A 20,389-nucleotide genomic window follows, 5' to 3' on the forward strand; every position below is an offset into this window, starting at 1 on the left:
GGTTAGTCTGATCAGTTAAAACTGATGAGCTAACCGCCAGTTTTATTTAAACAACTCCATTTTCACATGCTCAATATTTTGTTCAACAAACAAATCCCCGAACTTTGAAAATCCGTTTTTTTCGTAAAATTTAGCGGCCCTTACCTGTGCATGAAGATAGGCCCGCGCACCTTCCGGCAAATCCGATAGCAATGCCTGCACCAACGCACCGCCCACGCCGCTTCCCCGGTAAGCATTCAGTACAGCGAAACGTTCCAATTTGTATCCATCTTTGGTTTTTCTCCATCTTGCAGTCCCGGCCGGCAGGTCATTTACTTTTGCCAGATAATGCCTCGCTATATCATTACCGTCTTCTTCTGCCGCAGCATCCACATTTTGATCTATCACAAAAACCTGGCGCCTGATAGCAAATGCCGTTTTCAGATCTTCTGGATTTGTTATTTTTGATACTTCAATTTTATTTTCTGATACTTTTCCGTCTTTGTTATCATCCATAATGGTCAGCGCTCTTTCCAAAAAACTTTTCTTTTTAAATGCCGCTTCCACTTCGTTAATGGCCAGCATGATATTGTTGGTGGTATCGGTCAGTTCTGTCATGGCGGCAACCATAATTTCCCAAACCGGTTTCATTTTGCCAATCAATACCTCACCTTTTGATGTCAACGAAATCAGTCTTCTGCGATCATCTGTTTTATCTTTTGTCGAAATAATCAGTTTTTCCTTTTCCAATTCTTTCAATAAACTGATTGTGGACGGATGCGCGTAACCAATTTCAGCAGCAAGTTCACCGATACTAAGAGCGTTTTTTTGCTGTAAAGTATAAATAACCGGAAACCATTTAGGCTCAAATTCAATGCCATTTTCTTTATAAATCTGTAATCCGTCTTTTCTAAAACGATCACTGATACGCTGTAAACGCGTCGAAATGGCAAGAATTCCGGATTGATCGATGCTGTTCATCATAACTTTGCAATCTCTAAATGATAAAAAACATTGTCGGCAGACATAATCGGGAAAGCAGCCGGCAAGTTTTTCTTTTCAATTTTTACAAAATTGTTTCTTTCATAAAAACGTATTGCAGCCTTCAATATATCCACAGTTCCCAAATAAAGATCTGCAATATTTTCCGACTTGCAGTAGTCTATCAGATTCTCAAGCAGCTGTTGGGCAAGACCAAATTCTTTCCCTCGGAAATCTTTGTTTACAAACATCTTCCGGATTACGCCTTGCCCATTTCCTATTCCTATTAAAGCGATAGTACCAATCACTTTTTCATCATAAATCGCGCCCCAGAAATTACCTCCGGTTGCATGATAATTATTTTCAATATCCAATAAATCCGGCTGATCTTTCAAAGTAATAGGGACGCCAAATTCAATTTGTTGAATAGGAAGAATTAAATCAATAACCTGTGCGGAATGTGTATTTCCAATTTGGGAGATTTGAAGTTGATTTGTCATATATTTTATATTTACATACAAATATATGTAGTCAGCTACATAATAACAAAAACAATTAAATTATTTCTGATAAAAGGGCTACTATGAAACTAATAAAAATTGAGGTTTTAAGTATAATCAAGAAGCAGATAAAAACAGAAACAAGTTAGAAAGATTCACTTCCTGAATGTCGGAAATAATCAAAGCGAATAATAAAGATCGCCTGAAACAGATAAATGATTTGGATTTATCTTTTCAACGTTGGATACGTCACGGTTTGAACGGATCAGTGTAACAACCGAATCAAGATCGATCATTTGAGAAACTTCAAGTGCGAGTACACCGACAAAGCTTTTTCCTTTGCTGATCAGGTTAAGATGTTTGATTCTCACACCTTTCACCGATTCGATCAGAGAAGTTATTTTATGAAGACTAAGATTTTTGCGATATGCAATTTTAATCTGGTAGGTGTTTTTCATTGGGAATCATGTTTATCGTCATAGTAATTGGAAACACTATTGCACTCATACTTAAACAAATACCTCCGTACAATGTAAGAAAATTATTAAATCAATCAAACTTGGAAATTGGATATTCACCATTTTAGAAAAAAAAATAATATTAATTAACTAAAACAGTGAATATGAGAAGAATCTGGCAGCATTAAATTTTACCTGGCCACCATTATAGAGCCCAGGTAAAAGATTTCTGAGCATCAATTGATTCCTCTACTGTATTATTATCAGCCTCGTAGATTTTTGCTATCGTGTTGACAATCTGGTCAATCTCTTCTGTTGTATTGAATTTACTAAAAGAAAAACGGACATTTTCCTTGTTTTCTTCATCCTGAATAGCCGAGATAACGTGCGAACCGCCATTGCCTAAATTGGAACAGGCACTGCCACCGGATACCGCTATACCGAAAGTATCCAGGCTATTGACCAAACTCCCCGACTGCAAACAAGGGAAAGAGATATTCACGATAGAACTCAGGCTTTGGCTCGAAGATTTACTTTCACCATTAAACCCGATTTCAGGAATTCCACTGTTTTCAAGCTGGGAAATTAATCGTTGTTTGAGTGTTGTTGTTTTTTCATGAATACTGTCAAAATCGCGGTAGGAAATTTCAAGCGCTTTGGCCAGGCCTGCAATACCAATTGCATTTTCTGTCCCTCCTCTTTGTCCTTTTTCCTGTGCACCTCCTAAAATCTGCGGTTTTAGTTTGTGTCTTTTGTTGATATAAATAAATCCAACGCCCTTCGGACCGTGAAATTTATGTGCGGATCCAACCAGAAAATCAACCGGAAATTCTTTTAGATCAATTTTTACCTTGCCAATTGTTTGGGTTGTATCGGTATGGAAAATCGCATTATATTTTTCCGCAAGTTTACTGATCGCTTCGATATCAGTAATATTTCCAATTTCGTTATTTGCGTGCATCAAACTGATCAGCGATTGCGGATTTGCATCCAGCAAATGTTCAAGATGTTCAATATCTACATTCCCTTTTTTATCAAGTTTCACATAACTGATTTCGATATCACCTTCTCTTTCATGCTTTAATAAAGGCTGCAAAACCGCTTTATGTTCAATTTTACTTGTGATTGCGTGCGTCAACTCATATTCCCTGATCGATTCCGACAAAGCAAGATTGTTGGCTTCCGTAGCACCCGAAACGAAAAATATTTCCTCTGCCGTTACTCCCAATAGTTTCGCAATTGTATTTCTGGCATTGTCAATCATTTCCCGGACTTTCCGCCCTGCCCAATGACTGGATGAAGGATTTCCAAAATTGGTAGTCAAATAAGGCAAAATTGCTTCAATCACCTCAGGATCAATGGCCGTCGTTGCAGCGCTATCACAATAAATTTCCATAATTTGGTTTTTAGTTTGTTATCTGTTTTTAATAGAAGAAAGCAGTTACGGTAACGGCTCAGCGATCAGTTTCGCAAGATCTGTATTCCATTTTTTGACATATTCATCATAAAATTGTCCGGTACCTTTTCCCGAAAATCCGGTATGGATTTCTTTCACTTTTCCATCACGACCAACGATAATTGTCGTTGGAAATGCGATGAATTCTTTGAGCGCAACGAGTTTTTGAGCAACTTCATTTTTATCACTTTTACCGGCAAAAAGTAAGTCGTACTGCACGTCGTAGCGGGTTTTCAATTTTGTCAAAGTGCGTTTTGCAAATTCATAATCATCTTTTGCCTCAAAAGCCAAACCGATTATCTCGACACCTTTGCTTTTATTTTCTTTATACCACGGAGCCATGAACGAAACCTGATCGATACAATTCGGGCACCAGGTTCCCATTAATTCAATAACTACCACCTTTCCTTTGTATTTCTCGTCGCTTAACGAAACCTGTTTTCCATTAAGATCCGGGAAAGTAAAATCAAGTTTTTCATAACCCGGTTTTAAGAAAGTAAGCGAATAGGCATCTGCAAGCGCTGCGTTGTCATCTTTTACGCCTGAGAATTTTGTAGCATTCGGACCGAAACCGATGGCGCCTTCAATCGATTTTCCGTCAATAATTTTTCCGGTAACATAAGAAGGACCTGATCCTGTAAAACCGGAAAGTAGAAATTCATCTCCCTGAACATTTCCCTGCAATTCGCGGCTATCACCGGTAATTGACAAAATGATACCATTCAATTTATTTCCCTTTTGCTCAAAAACTGCAACGCGATCTGCAACAGGTTTATCCGACTGGATTTTCACCAGCCATTTTCCTGTAATAGTTGCACTTGGCTTAATTTCCTTACCTGGTTCTACAAAACGGTAATTTTTATTAGGCTGAGCCGTAAAAGGAATTGCTCTGTTTACACCGGGAACAAGGCTTTTATGAATGCCGGTCAGACTTCCGTCATTTTCTATCTTTGCAAAAAATGCGGCTTCAAAAGTATTCATCGTCACCTGCAACGAATCTGATGAGAAATATTTTGCGTTAAAATCATCCCGGCGATCTCCGTTAATGGCCGTCAATACCAGTTGATTTCCATCTTTCTTTTTCACTTCAAAATTAAAAGGAACGTCTGTTTCTCCTACTTTGAAAACGCCACGCCAGATACCTTCTTTAATCTGCTTGCTCTGTGCCTGAGCTGAAATGACAACCGCAGCTGTCAAAAAAATTGTCAATAATAAACGATTGATTTTCATAGGAGTTTGAACTCAATAATGTACAGTATATAATCTCTACCAGTTAACTAGATAGATAAGTTAAAAATTCAATTAAATCACTCTTTTTTCAGAGTAACGACAATAAATTTCCCTCCATGTTATATCTCAGGCAACAATTTGTATTCAGTGGATTCTAAAGATTTATCATTAGAATTAGGTTGGGGCACCTTATTAGTCATAGGTTGCCAGAAGATCATTGAGCCTAACCTCTCCCTTCGTTCTTTATAAATCTACTAATTTGATAGACAAAGTTGTGTTATATTTTTTTCCTGTGCAAGAATTATCTTTTATTTTTTTCAAAAAGATTAATTTGAATCTCGATTTAGAGGTTTAAGGAGCGAAGAAATTTGAGTCCGTCTACTGCTATTGATTCTTTTGAAGGTTCTACTTTTCGCCAAATTGAGGCTGCTTTGGCTATAATTTTAACATCGGGTGTAAATGACTCAATGACGATATCACCGGCATAATCGATTTTATCCAGCGCTACAAAAATTCTTTCCCAATTAATCTGATCGCCTCCGGGTGTTCCTCTGTCACTGCCGGACGCATGTAAAAGTGCTAATTTGCTCCCCGCTTTTAGGATCGCCAGAGCAGGATCCTTTTCTTCAATATTCATATGAAAAGCATCCAGATGAATCCGAAGTGCATCACTTCCTACGTCCTTGATCAGATTCAAAGCCTGTTCACAGGTATTGATCAAATCAGTTTCGTATCTGTTTAGCGGTTCAATCGCCAGTTTAATATTTGCTTTTTCAGCATCAGCACAAAGTGTCTGAAGATTTTTCACCACAGTAATCCATTGTTGTGTTTTTTCACTTTCAGGAACAAGATCCGCTCTGCCAACCGCAGAATAAATGGGCCCGGCAACCAATGAACTTCCTAAAACCGGCGCTATATCGATCAGTTGTTTAATATATTCCAAAGCCACAACCTGCTCCTTCCGATTGCCGCGCAAGTCTCTGCCCGGACCAGTCGCAGCACATACCGAACGGCACTCCAAACCGTTATTATCCAACGCTTTTTTAATCAAAACAGGATCAATATTGGCAGGATCCTCCACAGCAATTTCCACAAAATCAAAACCCCATTCTTTAAACTTTGGAAAAAAGCTTATGCTCTCATTGGTAAAAGGAGAGGAAAATAAATAGGTATTGATACCGAATTTCATGAATATAGAATTGAAGTGTATATTAAAGGTAGGAGGAAATTATTTCTTTTGCTGTTCAAAATAATGAACTCCTTTTTTATTTCCGATTACAAAATCAGGCAGGCCGTCCTTATTCATATCTTCTATTTCAACATGCAGACCACCTCCAGCCTCGCTATCAACTTTATGCGTAATCCAGGTTGGTGTTTTTCCGGGTTTGAATTCATACCAATAGGTCACGGCCGCGTCCTCTGCTCCCGGATCACCTCCGTTATGTGCATACCAGCGTTTTCCTGTAACCAGATCAGGAAATCCGTCACCATTTAAATCTTTAAAACCTAGTCCGTGCGATTGAGAAAAGTCCCTGGCGATTTCATGCTCAGTCCACGATCCGTCCTTCCCCTGCTCATGCCACCAGATTCCATAGTTATGCGCCGAGGAACTGATCACATCATTTAAGCCATCCTGATTGACATCGTAAACATACATTTGTGCACAATCCTGGCTCAAATTGGCCGGGTGAAATTTCCAGTTCGGTTTTTTGGGATCAGCCGTTCCTTCCCACCAGCCATCTTTTACCAAAACATCCGGTTTCCCATCGCCATTGATATCACCATAACCCAGACCGTGGGTATATTTATCTGTGGCTATTTTTTCATCGCCGCTGATAATATTATTCTCCCATTCTGTATCGCCCTTCTTCCTTGGCGGACTAAGCCAGATCACCTGTTTTTTCTGAGGATCATTAGCCAGTAAATCTAAGCGGCCGTCTCCGTCAATATCAACAAAAACCGGCGACTCATTTCCGATCGACGGATGAATTATTCTAGCGACCCAATGTCCGGTTTTATTTTTAGGATTTTCATACCAAACCGCCGGATTTCCGGCAATATCAATCCGGATTAAATCAACCCAACCGTCCTGATTAACATCTGAACTGAAATCCAGAAATGAATCACTGTATCCATCTTTCCATGAAAAAGCTTTTACAGGCATGATCTCATGTTTCGTCCAGTTCGGGGCTTCAAACCAGTAAGCGCCGGCAAGAATATCTTTTTTACCGTCTTTATTTACATCACCAATAGCGGCACCTTCGGCTATGAAATCAGGTGTGACTTCATATTTTTTGAAAACTCCGCTGGAAACTTTCTTTTGTGCCTCGGCTACAAAACTTCCTGCCAGCAAAACCTGTGCAAAACAAAATAATTGAGCGTACTTGATATATTTCATGTTTTCAGGTGATTAAGTGGTCAGGAATATTGCGGTGTGGTACTAAAATTACTTTAACGAAAATGCATTTTCAATTGATTCAAGATCAACGCCTAAAACTGTTTTTGCTATTTTGTTTAAATCTGATTTTTCTCCCTCAAAGTGAAAGGTGCTATGACGATGGATCAGCTTTTCATTTTTCTTTAGTAATAAAACGTTTGAATTCGATTCCAGCTCATAAAACGGTCCCATTTGAGAACCATCTTCCAGCGGTCCGTCGTTGTAAGCATTGAGCGCATCTCCTCCAAAAGGGTCCTTATGTAATTCCCAGGTTGATTTGAGATATTCCCCTTTCGGGTCTAAATCATACAGAATGATCGTCAAAATACCTTTTTCGGCATCATAACTTCCGGCAATATTTCTGGCAGATTTTGGCGATAAACCAATTTTACTTCTGAATTTTCCATCCGCTTTCAAAAACACGGCGGAATCTTTTACTATCAACCGATCATCAGGAATATTTCCAAAATAATTGGAAGTCAGTAATGGTTTTTCTGAATTGCTTTTTGAAAAAGGGGCAACAATCGTCGTTTTTGGCGACGGTTTGAACATCCCCAAAATCCAGATTCCCAATGCGCCCGTTTCCCGTTTCCAGTCTTCACCAAGATTTGTTACCGCATTTTCAGAAGTATAACCAGTGGTTTTTATCTTATCAAAATCCTGAACAAAAAGCCGAGTTTTGATTTCAGATTTGCTGATCATTTTAACCTGACGTTCAATTATTACGTCAAACTTGGTTCCGATATTATTTTCAAGCGTAGTTTTCTTCTTGAATCTAACCGACGAAGAATCAGACGAAACAACATCAAACGGCTCAGAATCAATTACGGCCGGCGTTTGCCAGTTTTCGTAAACAAATGATTTTCCTTTTTTGAAATAAACGGAAAACTGCCCGCCTTCGGGAGAAAACCAGAATCGGTCTTCACCTCCCAAAGCGTTGAAATGAGGCTTATTTTCACCACTTTTGATCAACGCATAATTTAACCAGCCATAACTGTTTCCTGAATCCCCGGAAGCTGTACTCGTCATCACTCTTCCCTGATAATCTGCTACAACAATCGCCTGGGATTTCTCATCATCCGGAGATTTTAAAACGATAACCTGTTTATATTTTTTCAAAAAAGCCAGGTCATACCCAAAGGTACCTTCCTGGCTTGCTGTATTTTCTTCCACGCTATTTTCCTGCTTATTTTTTTTCTCCTGACAAGCCATGGCCGTCAGCACAATAATGATATAAATTGAAATTTTATTTGTCAGGATCATTTCACAAGACCAGATTATTCATGCAAATAATTACCGTAACCCACGATCAAAACGGACAAGACAATAACCAGAATCCCCGCTACAATGGTTGTCAGCGTTTTTTTGGCAACACCTTTCCATTCATTTAAAACCAAACCCCAAGTATTGGCAATTAAAATGATAAAGGCCATATGCAGAATCCACGAACTTGCTCCATTTCCCAGTTTACTTTCTCCCATACCATAAAAGAAAAACTGAAGAAACCAGGTTGTACCGGCAAGTGCAGAAAAAACATAGTTTGAAAGAAGCGGCGTACTTTTGTCGGTATAGTTATTGAAAGTTTTGTTACGTGCATTCAGGAGCATACACCATATAAAATTGGTGGTCAAACCGCCGAGTAAAATCACAATATAGGTTACATTATTCTGGAAAAGAAAATTTCCCTGTCCCGGATTTGCGGCCTGCCAAGTGGCATTTGCTTCTTCTGCCATCACTTTTCCTGCATCAATTCCAAAGGCAAAACAAGCGCTCAATACACCTGAAATAATGGAAACGGTCAGCCCTAATCCAATCTTAAATTCAGTATTACTTTCTGAAATAATGCCGCTTTTTTTCAGGTCATTGTCTTTCATTGCACCGGCTTTTCCGCAGATAATAATACCAATCACGCAGACCAGTAACCCAAGCAAAACCATTTGTCCCCAATTACTATTGATAAGATCAGAAATGGAATCTTTACCGGTTTTCGGATTAAATTCATAATAAACGGATGGAATCAACGCACCAAAAACTGAACATAAACCCAGGATAATAGAACTACCCAGCGATACACCCAAATATCTCACACCGAGACCGTAAGTCAAACCACCAATTCCCCAAAGCACACCAAAAAAGTAGGTCAGAAATAAAACGCCGCCATTTGTATGCGCGATAATTTCTGTATAACCCGGAATGGTAAGATAAGCAGCAAGCGGCGGAACGATCAACCAGGAAAACAATCCACCTACGATCCAGTAAGTTTCCCACGCCCAACCTTTAACTTTTTTGTAAGGGATATAAAAACTGCCGGAAGCAAAACCGCCAATAAAATGAAAAAGTACACCAAGAAGTGCCTGCATGAGGTTTTAGGGTTTAATGATCAGTGGTTAAGATATCCGGCAAATGACCAGCTATGCATTTAACCCGTAAGTTGCCATAGGTACAGAGATAGCGCATCCTGTACCGTACTGCTCGAAATACGTCTTTTTGAATTATAAATTAAATAATTCTATGGACACTACCTCCTAAGTAATTGAGTGCTGGTATTTACTCTTTCACGAGCAATTTTATAATTTTCAGCTATTTTTTTGGTAATAATTTAACATAGCAATTTCCGGTTTCCGGACGAAATCAACGAATTACGATTTTCTTGGTAATCCGTGAACGGCTGGTTTGAAGTTCAAAAACATAAAGGCCCGGTGTCCATTTTGCCGTAACAATTTCCTTTTCAACATTTGCTCTTACCATAATATTGGATTGAATGGCCTGGCCTGCTACATTAAAAACGGTTAACGAAGCATTTTCTGTGGAGAGCACTTTAATGTATTCCCCGGCCGGATTCGGATACACTTTTACACTTTGCTCAACCGGCGGCTCTACTGGCGTTATGCTGATAGGTAAAATATTTTGAAGAAGACGGATTCCTCCGGTACTATTCCCAATGGCAACATCCGGCTTTCCGTCACCATTGTAATCAGCGACGGTAGCGTATAAATATCCGCCAAAAAGAGGATCTGTCCCCAGGCCATTGTGATCAATCAAAAGGCTTTCACGCTGAGTCCATTTTCCCCAGTCGGCAGAGTGAAATATTTTCAATTTTCCCGAAAAATCTACGGTCACCAGGTCCGGCTTTCCATCAAGGTCCACATCGGCAACGGACAACTGAACATTTCTGCCTTCATAATTTAGCGTAATTCCTGCGAACGTTTCGGTAACAAGTGATAAAACCGGAAGTTTGTTTGTTCCCGTATTTTGATAATAACTGATATTTCCCTGCGGTTTCCCAACAACCAGATCCAGATCACCATCACCATCAGTATCATAGAAATAAGGATAATCCGTAATCTGCGATTCAACGGGCATCGTGATCGTGAGCATATCGGCAACATTTAATTGTGCCGGCTCATTTAATCCTCCTTTATTCGGAATATAACGGTATTCCAGGCCTTTGATCGTTGTACCGGCAAATCCCAGATCCGGAACGCCGTCGCCGTTGAAATCTGCCCACTGGGTTTTCAAATTGTACATATCCAGCACTGCAGGAATATTCAGATAATTATCCGAAGAAATTTCGAAAGCCGGAGCTTGCTTAGTTCCGGTATTTTTCAAAAGCCATAATTGTCCCCTGAAATTGTTTCCGTCACGCGTCCCGCCCGTTCCAACAATCATGTCAAGATCGCCATCACCATCAATATCATAAAAAGACGGCGTTGCATTTTCCCCAACGTCCAGCATCTGATCCTGAAGGAAATTTTTTTGTACCAGTTTAAAATTTGCATTTTCGCTCGTACCGGCATTGTGATAATACCAGTTGGACGATTTAAAATCCATCAGATTCCCATCATTATTAGACACATTTGGCGCTGCGATCAAATCTTTTACGCCATCAAAATCAACATCTTCATAATAAGCAGATGGAAAAATATAGAAAACGATTGGCTCGGCAGGCGGATAAATATGTGTAAAACTTGAAAAACTGGCAATCAGGTTTTCGCCTGTATTTTTCAAAAAAGACATATGGTCATTACTGATGTGCCCTACCAGTAGATCTTTTTTTCCATCACCATCCAAATCGTGAAGCATAATTGAGTTTCCCTGGTGTAAAATACGATTTGCATCAGGATTACCAACCACACCACAATCCTCGCCAAGCACAAAATCTTCACCGTCACCCTTGTGAAAATTTCCCCAGCAAACTCCATTTCTTTTGTACACCAAACTATCCGGAATACCATAACGCTCTATGCTCATGTTCTGGTGCAGCTCAATGTAAACACCTGAATAATCAAAAGTGATCACGTCCAGATCGCCGTCACCGTCAATATCCGTAATGCCCGGAATATCCTGGCTCGATACCTGAAGGTTTACATTTCCTGATAATCCATCCGTATATAACGCATCTTTTGCCAGTTGCCATGACCAGGTCGAACCGTTTTTTACTTGCTTGTAAACCGTAATTCCCAGCGCAGTATAAGTGAAAAGATCTTTCAGACCGTCACCATTATAATCATTTAATATCAGCCAGTTATCGATTTTCGGAAAAAGATATTCATAGGAAGGCGCATGGAGATAGACTTTTTTCTGAGCATTTGTCGGATCGGTTGAAGCCAAAAAGGTTGACAAATCACCACTTGTTCTTTCAAAAACCACCAAATCTTCCGTTCCATCTCCGTTCAGATCCATTTTGGTAATCTGAGAAGCATTCAAACCGCCCGCCCATGGATTTAACAAGGCCTTTCCGCCAGACGAAAGTACCGTCACCGTGTCCAGTTTAAACCATGATTGCTGTGCATGGCTTTCCGAAAGAAAGAATGTAAAAAATATAAAGAATAAGAGGCAGGTAAATTTCGTACGCATCGTTGAATAATAATCTATTAATTTTGTCAGTCAATCCGGCCAACATTAAGCTCGTAAACGTAACGAAATTACAAAGCATTTGATTGAGCGGAACCTTCAAACTTTATTTATAGATTTTACAAAGTCAGATCATTTATATGCATACCTCTCTTGAACAGCTTTACGACATTTACCTTAAAGGCCATGCAATCAGCACAGATACACGCCAAATCACGCCGGGCTGTATCTTTTTTGCTTTAAAAGGAGATAATTTCGATGGCAATACATATGCAGCCGAGGCACTAAAAAAAGGAGCGGCTTATGCGGTTGTCGATAATCCGGATGTGGCAGCGGATAGTAAATTTTTATTGGTTGAAAATGTATTGACAGCTCTTCAGGATTTGGCAAGGCATCACCGAAAAACTTTTACTTTTCCTGTAATTGCCCTGACCGGATCAAACGGAAAAACAACTACCAAGGAATTGATTTCCAAAGTTTTATCCATGAAATACAAAACCTACGCAACGAAAGGAAATCTTAATAACCACATAGGCGTACCTTTAACATTACTCGCTATTGATGCGGCAAAATACGAAATGGCGGTTGTAGAAATGGGCGCAAATCATCAGGAAGAAATTGCATTACTGAGCAGCATCGCGCAGCCTACGCATGGTTTGATCACCAATATCGGGAAGGCACATTTGGAAGGTTTTGGTGGTATTAAGGGAATTCTAAAAGGCAAAGGCGAACTTTTGGATTACTTATCGAAAAAGAAAGGAACCGTTTTCGTCAATGTGGAAAATGAGCCCGTCATGGAAATGGTCAGCAAGCGACGTGCATTTGGTGAAATTGTTTTTTATTGTACAGAAAGCAGTCCGGTAAATCCAAAATTAATTCAGGAAAGTCCGGTCGTTACTTTTGAAGGAAATAAAGGAAAAATCGTTACCACACATATCCCGGGACAATATAATTTTGATAACATGTGCGCAGCAATAGCTGTTGGAAATCATTTTGGCGTAACCGACGACGATGCTTACGAAGCAGTGGCTAATTATCAGCCGGATAATAACCGCTCTCAAATTGTAAAACGCGGAAGCAATACGGTCATTATGGATGCGTATAATGCAAATCCATCTTCCATGGCCGCGGCAATTACCAACTTTGCTAACATGGAAGCCAAGCATAAAATGGTCATTCTGGGCGATATGTTTGAGCTTGGAGATGCTTCTGAGGAAGAACATTTAGCATTAGGTAAACTGGTGGCGGATGCGAAGTTTGACCTGGTCATTCTTACAGGAAAACACATGCAGGCAGCTTTACCAGCATTACCGAAAGCTTACTATTTTCCTGATAAATTCTCGTTGCATAACTGGGTGATGGACAACCCGCAGCATGAAACGTTGATTCTAATCAAAGGTTCAAGAGGAATGGCTTTGGAGTCGGTGTTGAGTGTGATGGCGCAGTAGTTTTTAGACAAAAAAACGAATTCACCTGGTTTTGACAGCATTGGTTTTTCTTAGTATATTTGATAAAAAGAAAATTATGATCATTGAACGTCAAAATCAGGATATTATCATTAAAGCCAGCAGTTCAATCAATATGAGCGCTGTCCAAAACTGATTGATTATATCAACGTCTTGGAAATCGTTTCCGAAAATAAAGGGACGGAAGAGCAGGCTTCGGAACTTGCACGGGAAGCCAATAAAAATTGGTAGAATCTGAATCGTAGCCGTTTTATAAGATGATTATCATCATTGATACCAACATATTATTCAGTGCCTGCATTTCTCCCAATAATAAAATAGCCGAAATTCTTTTTAGTCCCCTACCTGAAATAAATCGTATCAGCTGCTACTATACGATTGCTGAAATGTTCAAGCATCAGCCCAAAATTTTAAAATTTTCCAAACTAACAGAAGAAAAACGACTGCACTTTTCTATGAAATCATCAAACAGGTTGATTTTATAAATAAATCTATCATTGAAGAAGAATTCTGGATTGAAGCTGATCGGCTTACTTCCGGCGTAGACAGTAATGATATCGCATTTGTAGCGCTAACCCTGCAAAAAAACGGTTTACTCTGGACCGGAGATAAACAGTTGTCTTCTCATTTAAAAAGTCGCGGATTCAATCGATTAATAAGTACACAAGAACTTTACGAAAAGTTAGATATTCAAAATTCTGAATAACTTTCTTAATATAGTATAATTACTTAATTTATTAAGATAATTATATAGTACAAATTTATAGATATATAGACAAAATTTATAGACACCACTTTTTCAATAGAAAACATAAATTCATTTATTTAATTCAAGCATTACTTTGAATTGTACCATGGTAAATCTTGCCTTGGGTTACTGTTGTGACTAGTTTTGTAACCAGAAATAGTACAAACCAAAGAAACAGTAACAACAATGAAAAATACAATTGTATCCGTTGGATCAAAATTCCCTGAATTCAAAAAAATCTCGGTAGTTTCTCTTGAAAAAGGAAATGAATTTTACGATATCACTTCTGAAGATCATATCAACGCTGAAAAATGGATGGTAATGTTCTGGTGGCCAAAAGATTTCACTTTTGTTTGTCCTACTGAAATTGCTGAATTCAACAAAAAAACTTCTGATTTTGCTGATCGTGATGCAATCCTTATCGGTGCTTCAACAGACAGCGAAAATGTTCACTTGGCATGGAGAAAAAACCATGATGATCTTCGTGATCTTCAATTCCCTATGCTTGCTGATACTTCTAAGTCTCTTGCAGAAGAACTAGGAATTCTTGAAGCCAACGAAAAAATCGCTTACCGCGCAACTTACATCGTTGATCCACAAGGAATCATTCGTTGGGTATGTATCAATGATCTTTCAGTTGGACGTAATGTTGACGAAGTTCTTCGTGTATTAGATGCTTTGCAAACTGACGAACTTTGCCCTTGCAACTGGGTTAAAGGAGAAGCTACATTAGCTTAATTTCAAAATATAAGTTAAGTCAAATTCAAGAAAATGAGCCAGGTAAACAAAACCTGGCTCATTTTTCTCCACCTCCAATCCTACTAAAATGTATCCATTTGCAGCCACAGGGAATACGAAAGATTCTCTGTATAAAGAAATCAATTTGCCTGCCGAATTTGAAAGCGTGCTAATCAACAAGCTGGCAGCATTAGATCACCGTTACCTTAAAGATTTGAAAATCAATATCGGTAACGTTTTAAAATCTCAAAACATCAACCGTAAAGAAGCTTTGTTAATTGCTCTTTCCGTTGCTATTAATGAGAAAAATACCGCGCTTATTTCTGCTATCGAAGAACTTGCTATCGCAGAAAGTGCCGACGAAAAAGAACTTGCAGAAGTGACTGCCTGTGTGTCTTTGATGAATGCCAATAACGTATTCTATCGTTTCAGACACTTTATGGACAAGGAATTTTACAACAACGCTCCTGCCGGAATTAAAATGAGCATTATGGTTAATCCTGTGCTTGGCAAAGAATTTTTTGAATTGTTGAGCCTTGTTGTTTCAGCACTTAATGGTTGTGAAATGTGCGTAACTTCTCATGAACAGTCGGTATTAAATCATGGCGGGACTCAGGCCCGCATTTTTGACGCAGTCCGCATCGGTGCGATTTTTAAAAGTTTTACCGTTCTTATTTAATTTTACTGTCAATTTGGCGCAAGCCGGTTGATGTTTTATATATAGAAGCGTTGCTCGAAAGGCGACGCTTTACTTTTTTTTCAAACGGAATATTTGTCTGATTATCAATGTAATTAACAAATTCCGTAACAGGATTCCTAAAAGCCCGGACAACCAGATTTTAACGATTTTTTCAAGTCACTAGACAAAATATCTACACTTTCAGGCTGAAACCCCTTCAATTGCTTCAAAATTTATTAATCTACTCCGTTTATAGATAGAATATCTGATTTTTAAATCAAAACCCCAATAAACATCTACAAATATTAATCCTGATGGTTTTTCTACTTAATTTTGTATTATTAAATTGACAACAAAATCTAAATAGAAAATGGCAACGTCAACAGAAACGTACATTCCTTACAAGGTTAAAGACATAACGCTGGCCGAATGGGGTCGCAAAGAAATTACATTGGCAGAGGCTGAAATGCCTGGACTTATGTCAATCCGCGCTGAATACGGACCATCACAACCTTTGAAAGGTGCACGTGTTGCTGGTTGTCTTCACATGACGATCCAGACTGCTGTCTTGATCGAAACACTTACAGCTTTGGGTGCAGAAGTTACCTGGTCATCATGTAACATTTTCTCTACACAAGATCACGCAGCGGCGGCAATCGCAGCGGCGGGTATTCCTGTTTACGCGTGGAAAGGTATGAACGAGGAAGAATTCAACTGGTGTATCGAACAAACTCTTTTCTTCGGTGAAGATCGCAAGCCATTGAACATGATCCTTGATGACGGTGGTGACCTTACCAACATGGTATTTGACCAGTTCCCTGAATTGATCGAAGGTATTAAAGGTCTTTCGGAAGAAACTACAACGGGTGTTCTTCGTCTATACGATCGTCTTAAAAATGGTACGCTTCATTTGCCTGCAATCAACGTAAATGACTCGGTTACTAAATCTAAATTTGATAACAAATACGGTTGCCGCGAATCTCTTGTAGATTCAATCCGTCGTGCAACTGACTTGATGCTTGCCGGTAAAGTTGCCGTAGTAGCAGGTTATGGTGATGTAGGAAAAGGTTCTGCTGAATCTCTTCGTGGAGCAGGATGCCGTGTTTTAGTTACTGAGATCGATCCAATCTGCGCGCTTCAGGCTGCAATGGATGGTTTCGAAGTGGTAACTATGGATGAGGCTGCAACTCGCGCTAATATCTTTGTAACTGCAACTGGAAACTACAAGATCATCACAGATCGTCATTTTCTTAAAATGCGTGACAAAGCGGTTGTTTGTAACATCGGTCACTTCGATAACGAAATCGATATGGCTTGGTTGAACGGAACCTATGGCGCATCAAAATCTCAGATCAAACCACAGGTTGATATTTATTCTGTTGAAGGAAAAGATATTATCATTCTAGCAGAAGGTCGTTTGGTTAACTTGGGTTGTGCAATGGGTCACCCATCTTTCGTGATGTCATGCTCATTCTCAAACCAGACTCTTGCTCAGATCGAACTTTGGACCAACACGGCTGCTTACGAGAAAAAGGTTTACGTTCTTCCAAAATCTTTGGATGAAAAAGTAGCTGCTTTCCACCTTGCTCACGTTGGTGCAAAACTTGAAACGCTTTCTGACGAGCAGGCTGCTTACATCGGTGTTCCAACTGAAGGTCCTTACAAAGCCGATACTTACAGATATTAATTTTAGGTATTAGTTTTTAGTTTTAAATCCCGGCTCGGAAATTTTTCCTGGGCCGGGATTTTTGATTTAAATCAGAGTGAGTTTGAGAAGTTATTATGTCACCCTTTCAGGGTTTTTCCTCGAATCGGTATCTGGCATTTCTATAATAATGCCATCCCTTTGGGATTATTATACTGCAATTATACGCAGAAACCATTTCCTAAATTTCTTATCATCAAAAGCTATCTATTTAGCTAAAATCCCGAAGGAATGATATTATTATGGAAATACCAGATACTGATCAGGGGAAAACCCTGAAAGGGCGACCCGCGTAGGGTGATATAATCCTGCTTGGGATATTTCTTATTTCCAATCAAAAATCCTCTGATTATTCCTTTTTAACCTCCCCTACAACTTCCGCAGCACGAATTGGAATCGAAATTCCATGAATATCAAAAGTAGTTTTCAACGCTTTAATTGCTTCACTTTTTGCTGATCCCGGGCCTATTTTCATCTGATCGATCCAAAACTGTACTTGAAAATCAATGGTGCTTGTACCAAATTTGGTATAACTAAAATCAACCTGCCGGGTAGAGCTTAGGAACCCTAGCGACTGAATGGCCTGAAGGCTTATTTTTTCAATCAGCACAAGATCTTCTGTGAATGAAATCCCGCATTCAACCTGCACACGTCTTTCGCCGGAATATGTAAAATTGGTGATCGGCTTTTGGAAAATATCCTTGCTTGGAATTTCAATTTGCTGTCCGGCAAGATTATCAATGATTACTGAACGGAGGTTAATAGACTTTACTTTGCCTGTAAAACCATTTGTTTCAATAATATCTCCCACTTTAATCGGACGCTGTATTGCTATAAAAGCGCCTGAAATGAAATTGGTAGTTAAATCCTGAAACGCAAAACCGACTGCTAATGCCAACACTCCTGCACCGGCAACTAACGACGTAACGGTTTTGTCAAGCCCCAGAATTCCCAGCGCAAAAAACAAACCGGTTGTAATGATGATAATGCGGGTCAGTGAAGAAATAAGGCTGACCAAAGCTTCATTATGAGACGCTCTGCTTAAACCCTTTGACATCAAACGACCACCATATCCTGCCAAATAACGAAATATCACCAACAATAAAATAGCAATAATTATGTTCGGTACGAATCCTATACCGAGGTCAAACCATTTGTCCAATTTTGAGAAAATCGGGTTCACTATTTTCGAAATTTGAAGAAATAACATGTACTATACTCAAAAATTTAAGGATTCAGAGAAAAACTCCCCGTCACCTGTACTATTAACTTAAAACAAAGTTACGCTACAAATGTTGCACGATGCTTTCCGTTTTTGAAAAATTAATTAATTGTATTCTTTTTTGAATAGCAAAAAAAAGAGAATAGAACTCTCCAGCTCTATTCTCCCGTTAAAAATCTATTCTGTGAATTTGAAGGCAGGGATTATCTTAAATCCACCACTTCAACACCTGGAAATTGTTTTGCGTTGAAAGTGAAAAAATTGTCGGCGACAGCCACATCTGGCTGAAACTGTTCCACTTTATACGTCACTTTCTGCCCGTTCTTTTGGAATATTTTCCAGCTGTTAATTGAATTATCAGCCTTATTGACCTGAATCTGAACTTTATCAACCTGACTATTTTTACCTGTTGAAGTTAACTCAACCACATCAAACGTCTGCGCCCCTTCTTTCCTTTCCTGCAAAAAAGCATATTTGAATCCTTTTTTATAAGCAGAATAAATTCTTGTTGGGTCAAGATCACCACCAGCCGAAGGATCAAAATCCTGAAGATTCACTTCATTTGTTTCCTTGATATACGTAGCCATCAACTTACCATCATTGAAAATTTCCTGTCCTGCCATTTTCAGACGAAATTTTGTGCCTTTCACTGTGGCGTCACCTTTCAGAGACTTTCCTCCATCGGGCGTATAAGTAAAAATAGCTTTAAAAGATTTTATTTTCTGATACTTATTGCTCATCGCATCCAAAATAGCAGTCGATTTTTTATCTCCCTGGGCTTGTACCGTTGTTAACAAAGTTGTTGAAAATACAATGGTGGAAAGCACAAATGAGATTATTCTTAATCTTTTCATAATTATTAATTTAATTCTAAACTAGTTTCTCTAAAAAGTATGCCAGGTTTATACGGTACGCGAATTTAGACAAAGTTGTGGGATGAAGGTTTAAAATAACAAACAAAGTCCTGGCTGCATTGTCAGCGCTTTGCGGCGTAGGACAACACAGTCAGGACTTTTATATTACAATTATTTTATAGCAACGCTGCCCCAAAAACTCCAGCACTATCTCCCAAACTTGGTTTCAGGATAGGCGTTGTGATTACACCGTTATTGAAAATATATTTTTTGATTCTTTCGTATCCTTCGGTATACAATAGATCAATATTACCTACACCTCCGCCAATAACAATCAAACCAGGATCAAGGACATTAATCAATGTAGAAATGGCACGGCCATAATATTCAAGCAAGCGATCAATCGCTGCTGCTGCGTGAAGATCAGTACCTGCCTGATATCTTTCCAGGATTGTTTTCAAAGATAATTTTTCACCGCTTTGCTGCTGGTAAAATCTTTCCAATGCCGGGCCGGAAATAACCTGCTCAACACATCCCTTTTTACCGCAATAACAAGGTTCTCCATTTTCTTCCAGAATATTATGTCCCCATTCACCGCCGATGCCATGATGCCCGCCGATAATCTTTTTGTTGACAACCAATCCGCCACCAACACCGGTTCCCATGATCACGCCAAAAACAACTTCGGCTTCCGGATAGTCTTTTCCGGCTCCCATCAGTGCTTCTGCAAGCGCAAAAGAGTTGGCATCGTTGGCAAGTTTAACAGGGATTCCAAGAATGTCTTCCAGGTCTTTCTGCATCGGCTTACCATTCAGACAAGTCGTATTTGAGTTTTTCATCAGATTGGTATCCGGTTCAGAAACACCCGGAGTTGCAAAACCAACTTTGGCTGGTTTCTCTCCTATTTCCTCAGACACTAAATCAATCAACTTTTTTATTTGGGATAAAATATGCTCATATCCCTTATCCGATTCCGTTGGCAGCCTTTTGCGGATAACTACCGCTAAATCGTTTTCTGAATCCAATACAGCACATTCTATTTTTGTGCCTCCTAAATCTATTCCCCAGAGTTTCATTAAATA

Annotated in this window: 17 protein-coding genes, 1 pseudogene and 1 riboswitch; of the genes and pseudogenes, 5 read left to right on the forward strand and 13 right to left on the reverse strand. The window is 39.2% G+C overall.

Going from position 1 to position 20,389, the window contains the following annotated elements; genetic code table 11:
• Positions 1–42: 42 nt before the first annotated feature.
• From FDK13_RS36490 to FDK13_RS06290, 10 genes are all read right to left on the reverse strand, one after another.
• Positions 43–963, reverse strand: coding sequence for a bifunctional helix-turn-helix transcriptional regulator/GNAT family N-acetyltransferase (locus tag FDK13_RS36490; RefSeq protein ID WP_220417322.1), 921 nt, complete (start codon positions 961–963; stop codon positions 43–45).
• Complete coding sequence (locus FDK13_RS06250) at positions 960–1,460, reverse strand: GNAT family N-acetyltransferase (protein WP_137339123.1); 501 nt, start codon at positions 1,458–1,460, stop codon at positions 960–962. Before FDK13_RS06250 ends, FDK13_RS36490 begins: the two co-directional genes overlap by 4 nt.
• Positions 1,461–1,639: 179 nt before the next feature.
• Complete coding sequence (locus FDK13_RS06255) at positions 1,640–1,918, reverse strand: hypothetical protein (RefSeq protein WP_137339124.1); 279 nt, start codon at positions 1,916–1,918, stop codon at positions 1,640–1,642.
• Positions 1,919–2,123: 205 nt separating this feature from the next.
• Positions 2,124–3,314 (reverse strand): cysteine desulfurase family protein, encoded by a 1,191-nt coding sequence (locus FDK13_RS06260; RefSeq protein ID WP_137339125.1) that lies wholly within the window; start codon positions 3,312–3,314, stop codon positions 2,124–2,126.
• Between the two features lie 45 nt (positions 3,315–3,359).
• On the reverse strand, positions 3,360–4,604 hold the full coding sequence (locus FDK13_RS06265; RefSeq protein ID WP_137339126.1) for a peroxiredoxin family protein: 1,245 nt from the start codon (positions 4,602–4,604) through the stop codon (positions 3,360–3,362).
• Between the two features lie 159 nt (positions 4,605–4,763).
• Positions 4,764–4,856: riboswitch (SAM riboswitch) on the reverse strand.
• Positions 4,857–4,947: 91 nt separating this feature from the next.
• Complete coding sequence (locus FDK13_RS06270) at positions 4,948–5,793, reverse strand: sugar phosphate isomerase/epimerase family protein (protein ID WP_137339127.1); 846 nt, start codon at positions 5,791–5,793, stop codon at positions 4,948–4,950.
• Positions 5,794–5,832: 39 nt separating this feature from the next.
• Entirely contained in the window at positions 5,833–7,002 is a 1,170-nt protein-coding gene (locus FDK13_RS06275; RefSeq protein ID WP_137339128.1) for an FG-GAP repeat domain-containing protein, read from the reverse strand.
• Positions 7,003–7,050: 48 nt separating this feature from the next.
• On the reverse strand, positions 7,051–8,304 hold the full coding sequence (locus FDK13_RS06280; protein ID WP_137339129.1) for a DUF6786 family protein: 1,254 nt from the start codon (positions 8,302–8,304) through the stop codon (positions 7,051–7,053).
• Between the two features lie 14 nt (positions 8,305–8,318).
• Positions 8,319–9,401 (reverse strand): L-rhamnose/proton symporter RhaT, encoded by a 1,083-nt coding sequence (gene rhaT, locus FDK13_RS06285; RefSeq protein WP_137339130.1) that lies wholly within the window; start codon positions 9,399–9,401, stop codon positions 8,319–8,321.
• Between the two features lie 271 nt (positions 9,402–9,672).
• Positions 9,673–11,898: a T9SS type A sorting domain-containing protein gene (locus FDK13_RS06290; RefSeq protein WP_137339131.1), complete on the reverse strand. Its 2,226-nt coding sequence runs from the start codon at positions 11,896–11,898 to the stop codon at positions 9,673–9,675.
• Positions 11,899–12,035: 137 nt separating this feature from the next.
• On the opposite strand from FDK13_RS06290, the gene FDK13_RS06295 reads away from it, so the two are divergent.
• From FDK13_RS06295 to ahcY, 5 genes and pseudogenes are all read left to right on the forward strand, one after another.
• Complete coding sequence (locus FDK13_RS06295; protein WP_137339132.1) at positions 12,036–13,343, forward strand: UDP-N-acetylmuramoyl-tripeptide--D-alanyl-D-alanine ligase; 1,308 nt, start codon at positions 12,036–12,038, stop codon at positions 13,341–13,343.
• 275 nt (positions 13,344–13,618) lie between these two features.
• Positions 13,619–14,067: pseudogene (locus FDK13_RS36565) on the forward strand (PIN domain-containing protein).
• Positions 14,068–14,295: 228 nt separating this feature from the next.
• Positions 14,296–14,847, forward strand: coding sequence for a peroxiredoxin (locus FDK13_RS06305; RefSeq protein ID WP_090332927.1), 552 nt, complete (start codon positions 14,296–14,298; stop codon positions 14,845–14,847).
• A gap of 88 nt (positions 14,848–14,935) precedes the next feature.
• A complete protein-coding gene (locus tag FDK13_RS06310) occupies positions 14,936–15,526 on the forward strand; it encodes a carboxymuconolactone decarboxylase family protein (protein ID WP_137339133.1) in 591 nt (196 codons plus the stop codon).
• 370 nt (positions 15,527–15,896) lie between these two features.
• On the forward strand, positions 15,897–17,213 hold the full coding sequence (gene ahcY, locus FDK13_RS06315) for an adenosylhomocysteinase (protein WP_137339134.1): 1,317 nt from the start codon (positions 15,897–15,899) through the stop codon (positions 17,211–17,213).
• 367 nt (positions 17,214–17,580) lie between these two features.
• Here ahcY and FDK13_RS06320 read toward each other — a convergent pair whose 3' ends face one another.
• From FDK13_RS06320 to FDK13_RS06330, 3 genes are all read right to left on the reverse strand, one after another.
• Positions 17,581–18,414 carry a mechanosensitive ion channel family protein gene (locus FDK13_RS06320; protein WP_229215922.1) on the reverse strand — a complete coding sequence of 278 codons (834 nt, stop codon included), beginning with the start codon at positions 18,412–18,414 and terminating at the stop codon, positions 17,581–17,583.
• Between the two features lie 242 nt (positions 18,415–18,656).
• The gene (gene lolA1, locus FDK13_RS06325; protein WP_137339136.1) at positions 18,657–19,307 is read right to left on the reverse strand and encodes an outer membrane lipoprotein periplasmic chaperone LolA1; all 651 of its coding nucleotides are present in this window, start codon (positions 19,305–19,307) and stop codon (positions 18,657–18,659) included.
• Between the two features lie 176 nt (positions 19,308–19,483).
• Positions 19,484–20,383, reverse strand: a complete 900-nt coding sequence (locus tag FDK13_RS06330) for an ROK family protein (protein WP_137339137.1) — start codon at positions 20,381–20,383, stop codon at positions 19,484–19,486.
• Positions 20,384–20,389 lie beyond the last annotated feature (6 nt).

Origin of the sequence: Dyadobacter frigoris (genome assembly GCF_005280585.1) — a bacterium.
Classification (GTDB): Bacteria; Bacteroidota; Bacteroidia; order Cytophagales; family Spirosomataceae; genus Dyadobacter; species Dyadobacter frigoris.

Excerpts from the sequence above, each read along its gene's own strand:
- FDK13_RS06290 (WP_137339131.1), bottom strand. The coding sequence starts at position 11,898 with ATGCGTACGAAATTTACCTGCCTCTTATTCTTTATATTTTTTACATTC.
- FDK13_RS06310 (WP_137339133.1), top strand. The coding sequence starts at position 14,936 with ATGTATCCATTTGCAGCCACAGGGAATACGAAAGATTCTCTGTATAAA.
- FDK13_RS06260 (WP_137339125.1), bottom strand. The coding sequence starts at position 3,314 with ATGGAAATTTATTGTGATAGCGCTGCAACGACGGCCATTGATCCTGAG.
- FDK13_RS06305 (WP_090332927.1), top strand. The coding sequence starts at position 14,296 with ATGAAAAATACAATTGTATCCGTTGGATCAAAATTCCCTGAATTCAAA.
- FDK13_RS36490 (WP_220417322.1), bottom strand. The coding sequence starts at position 963 with ATGATGAACAGCATCGATCAATCCGGAATTCTTGCCATTTCGACGCGT.
- FDK13_RS06280 (WP_137339129.1), bottom strand. The coding sequence starts at position 8,304 with ATGATCCTGACAAATAAAATTTCAATTTATATCATTATTGTGCTGACG.
- FDK13_RS06295 (WP_137339132.1), top strand. The coding sequence starts at position 12,036 with ATGCATACCTCTCTTGAACAGCTTTACGACATTTACCTTAAAGGCCAT.
- FDK13_RS06250 (WP_137339123.1), bottom strand. The coding sequence starts at position 1,460 with ATGACAAATCAACTTCAAATCTCCCAAATTGGAAATACACATTCCGCA.
- lolA1 (WP_137339136.1), bottom strand. The coding sequence starts at position 19,307 with ATGAAAAGATTAAGAATAATCTCATTTGTGCTTTCCACCATTGTATTT.
- FDK13_RS06270 (WP_137339127.1), bottom strand. The coding sequence starts at position 5,793 with ATGAAATTCGGTATCAATACCTATTTATTTTCCTCTCCTTTTACCAAT.
- rhaT (WP_137339130.1), bottom strand. The coding sequence starts at position 9,401 with ATGCAGGCACTTCTTGGTGTACTTTTTCATTTTATTGGCGGTTTTGCT.
- FDK13_RS06265 (WP_137339126.1), bottom strand. The coding sequence starts at position 4,604 with ATGAAAATCAATCGTTTATTATTGACAATTTTTTTGACAGCTGCGGTT.
- ahcY (WP_137339134.1), top strand. The coding sequence starts at position 15,897 with ATGGCAACGTCAACAGAAACGTACATTCCTTACAAGGTTAAAGACATA.
- FDK13_RS06255 (WP_137339124.1), bottom strand. The coding sequence starts at position 1,918 with ATGAAAAACACCTACCAGATTAAAATTGCATATCGCAAAAATCTTAGT.
- FDK13_RS06330 (WP_137339137.1), bottom strand. The coding sequence starts at position 20,383 with ATGAAACTCTGGGGAATAGATTTAGGAGGCACAAAAATAGAATGTGCT.
- FDK13_RS06275 (WP_137339128.1), bottom strand. The coding sequence starts at position 7,002 with ATGAAATATATCAAGTACGCTCAATTATTTTGTTTTGCACAGGTTTTG.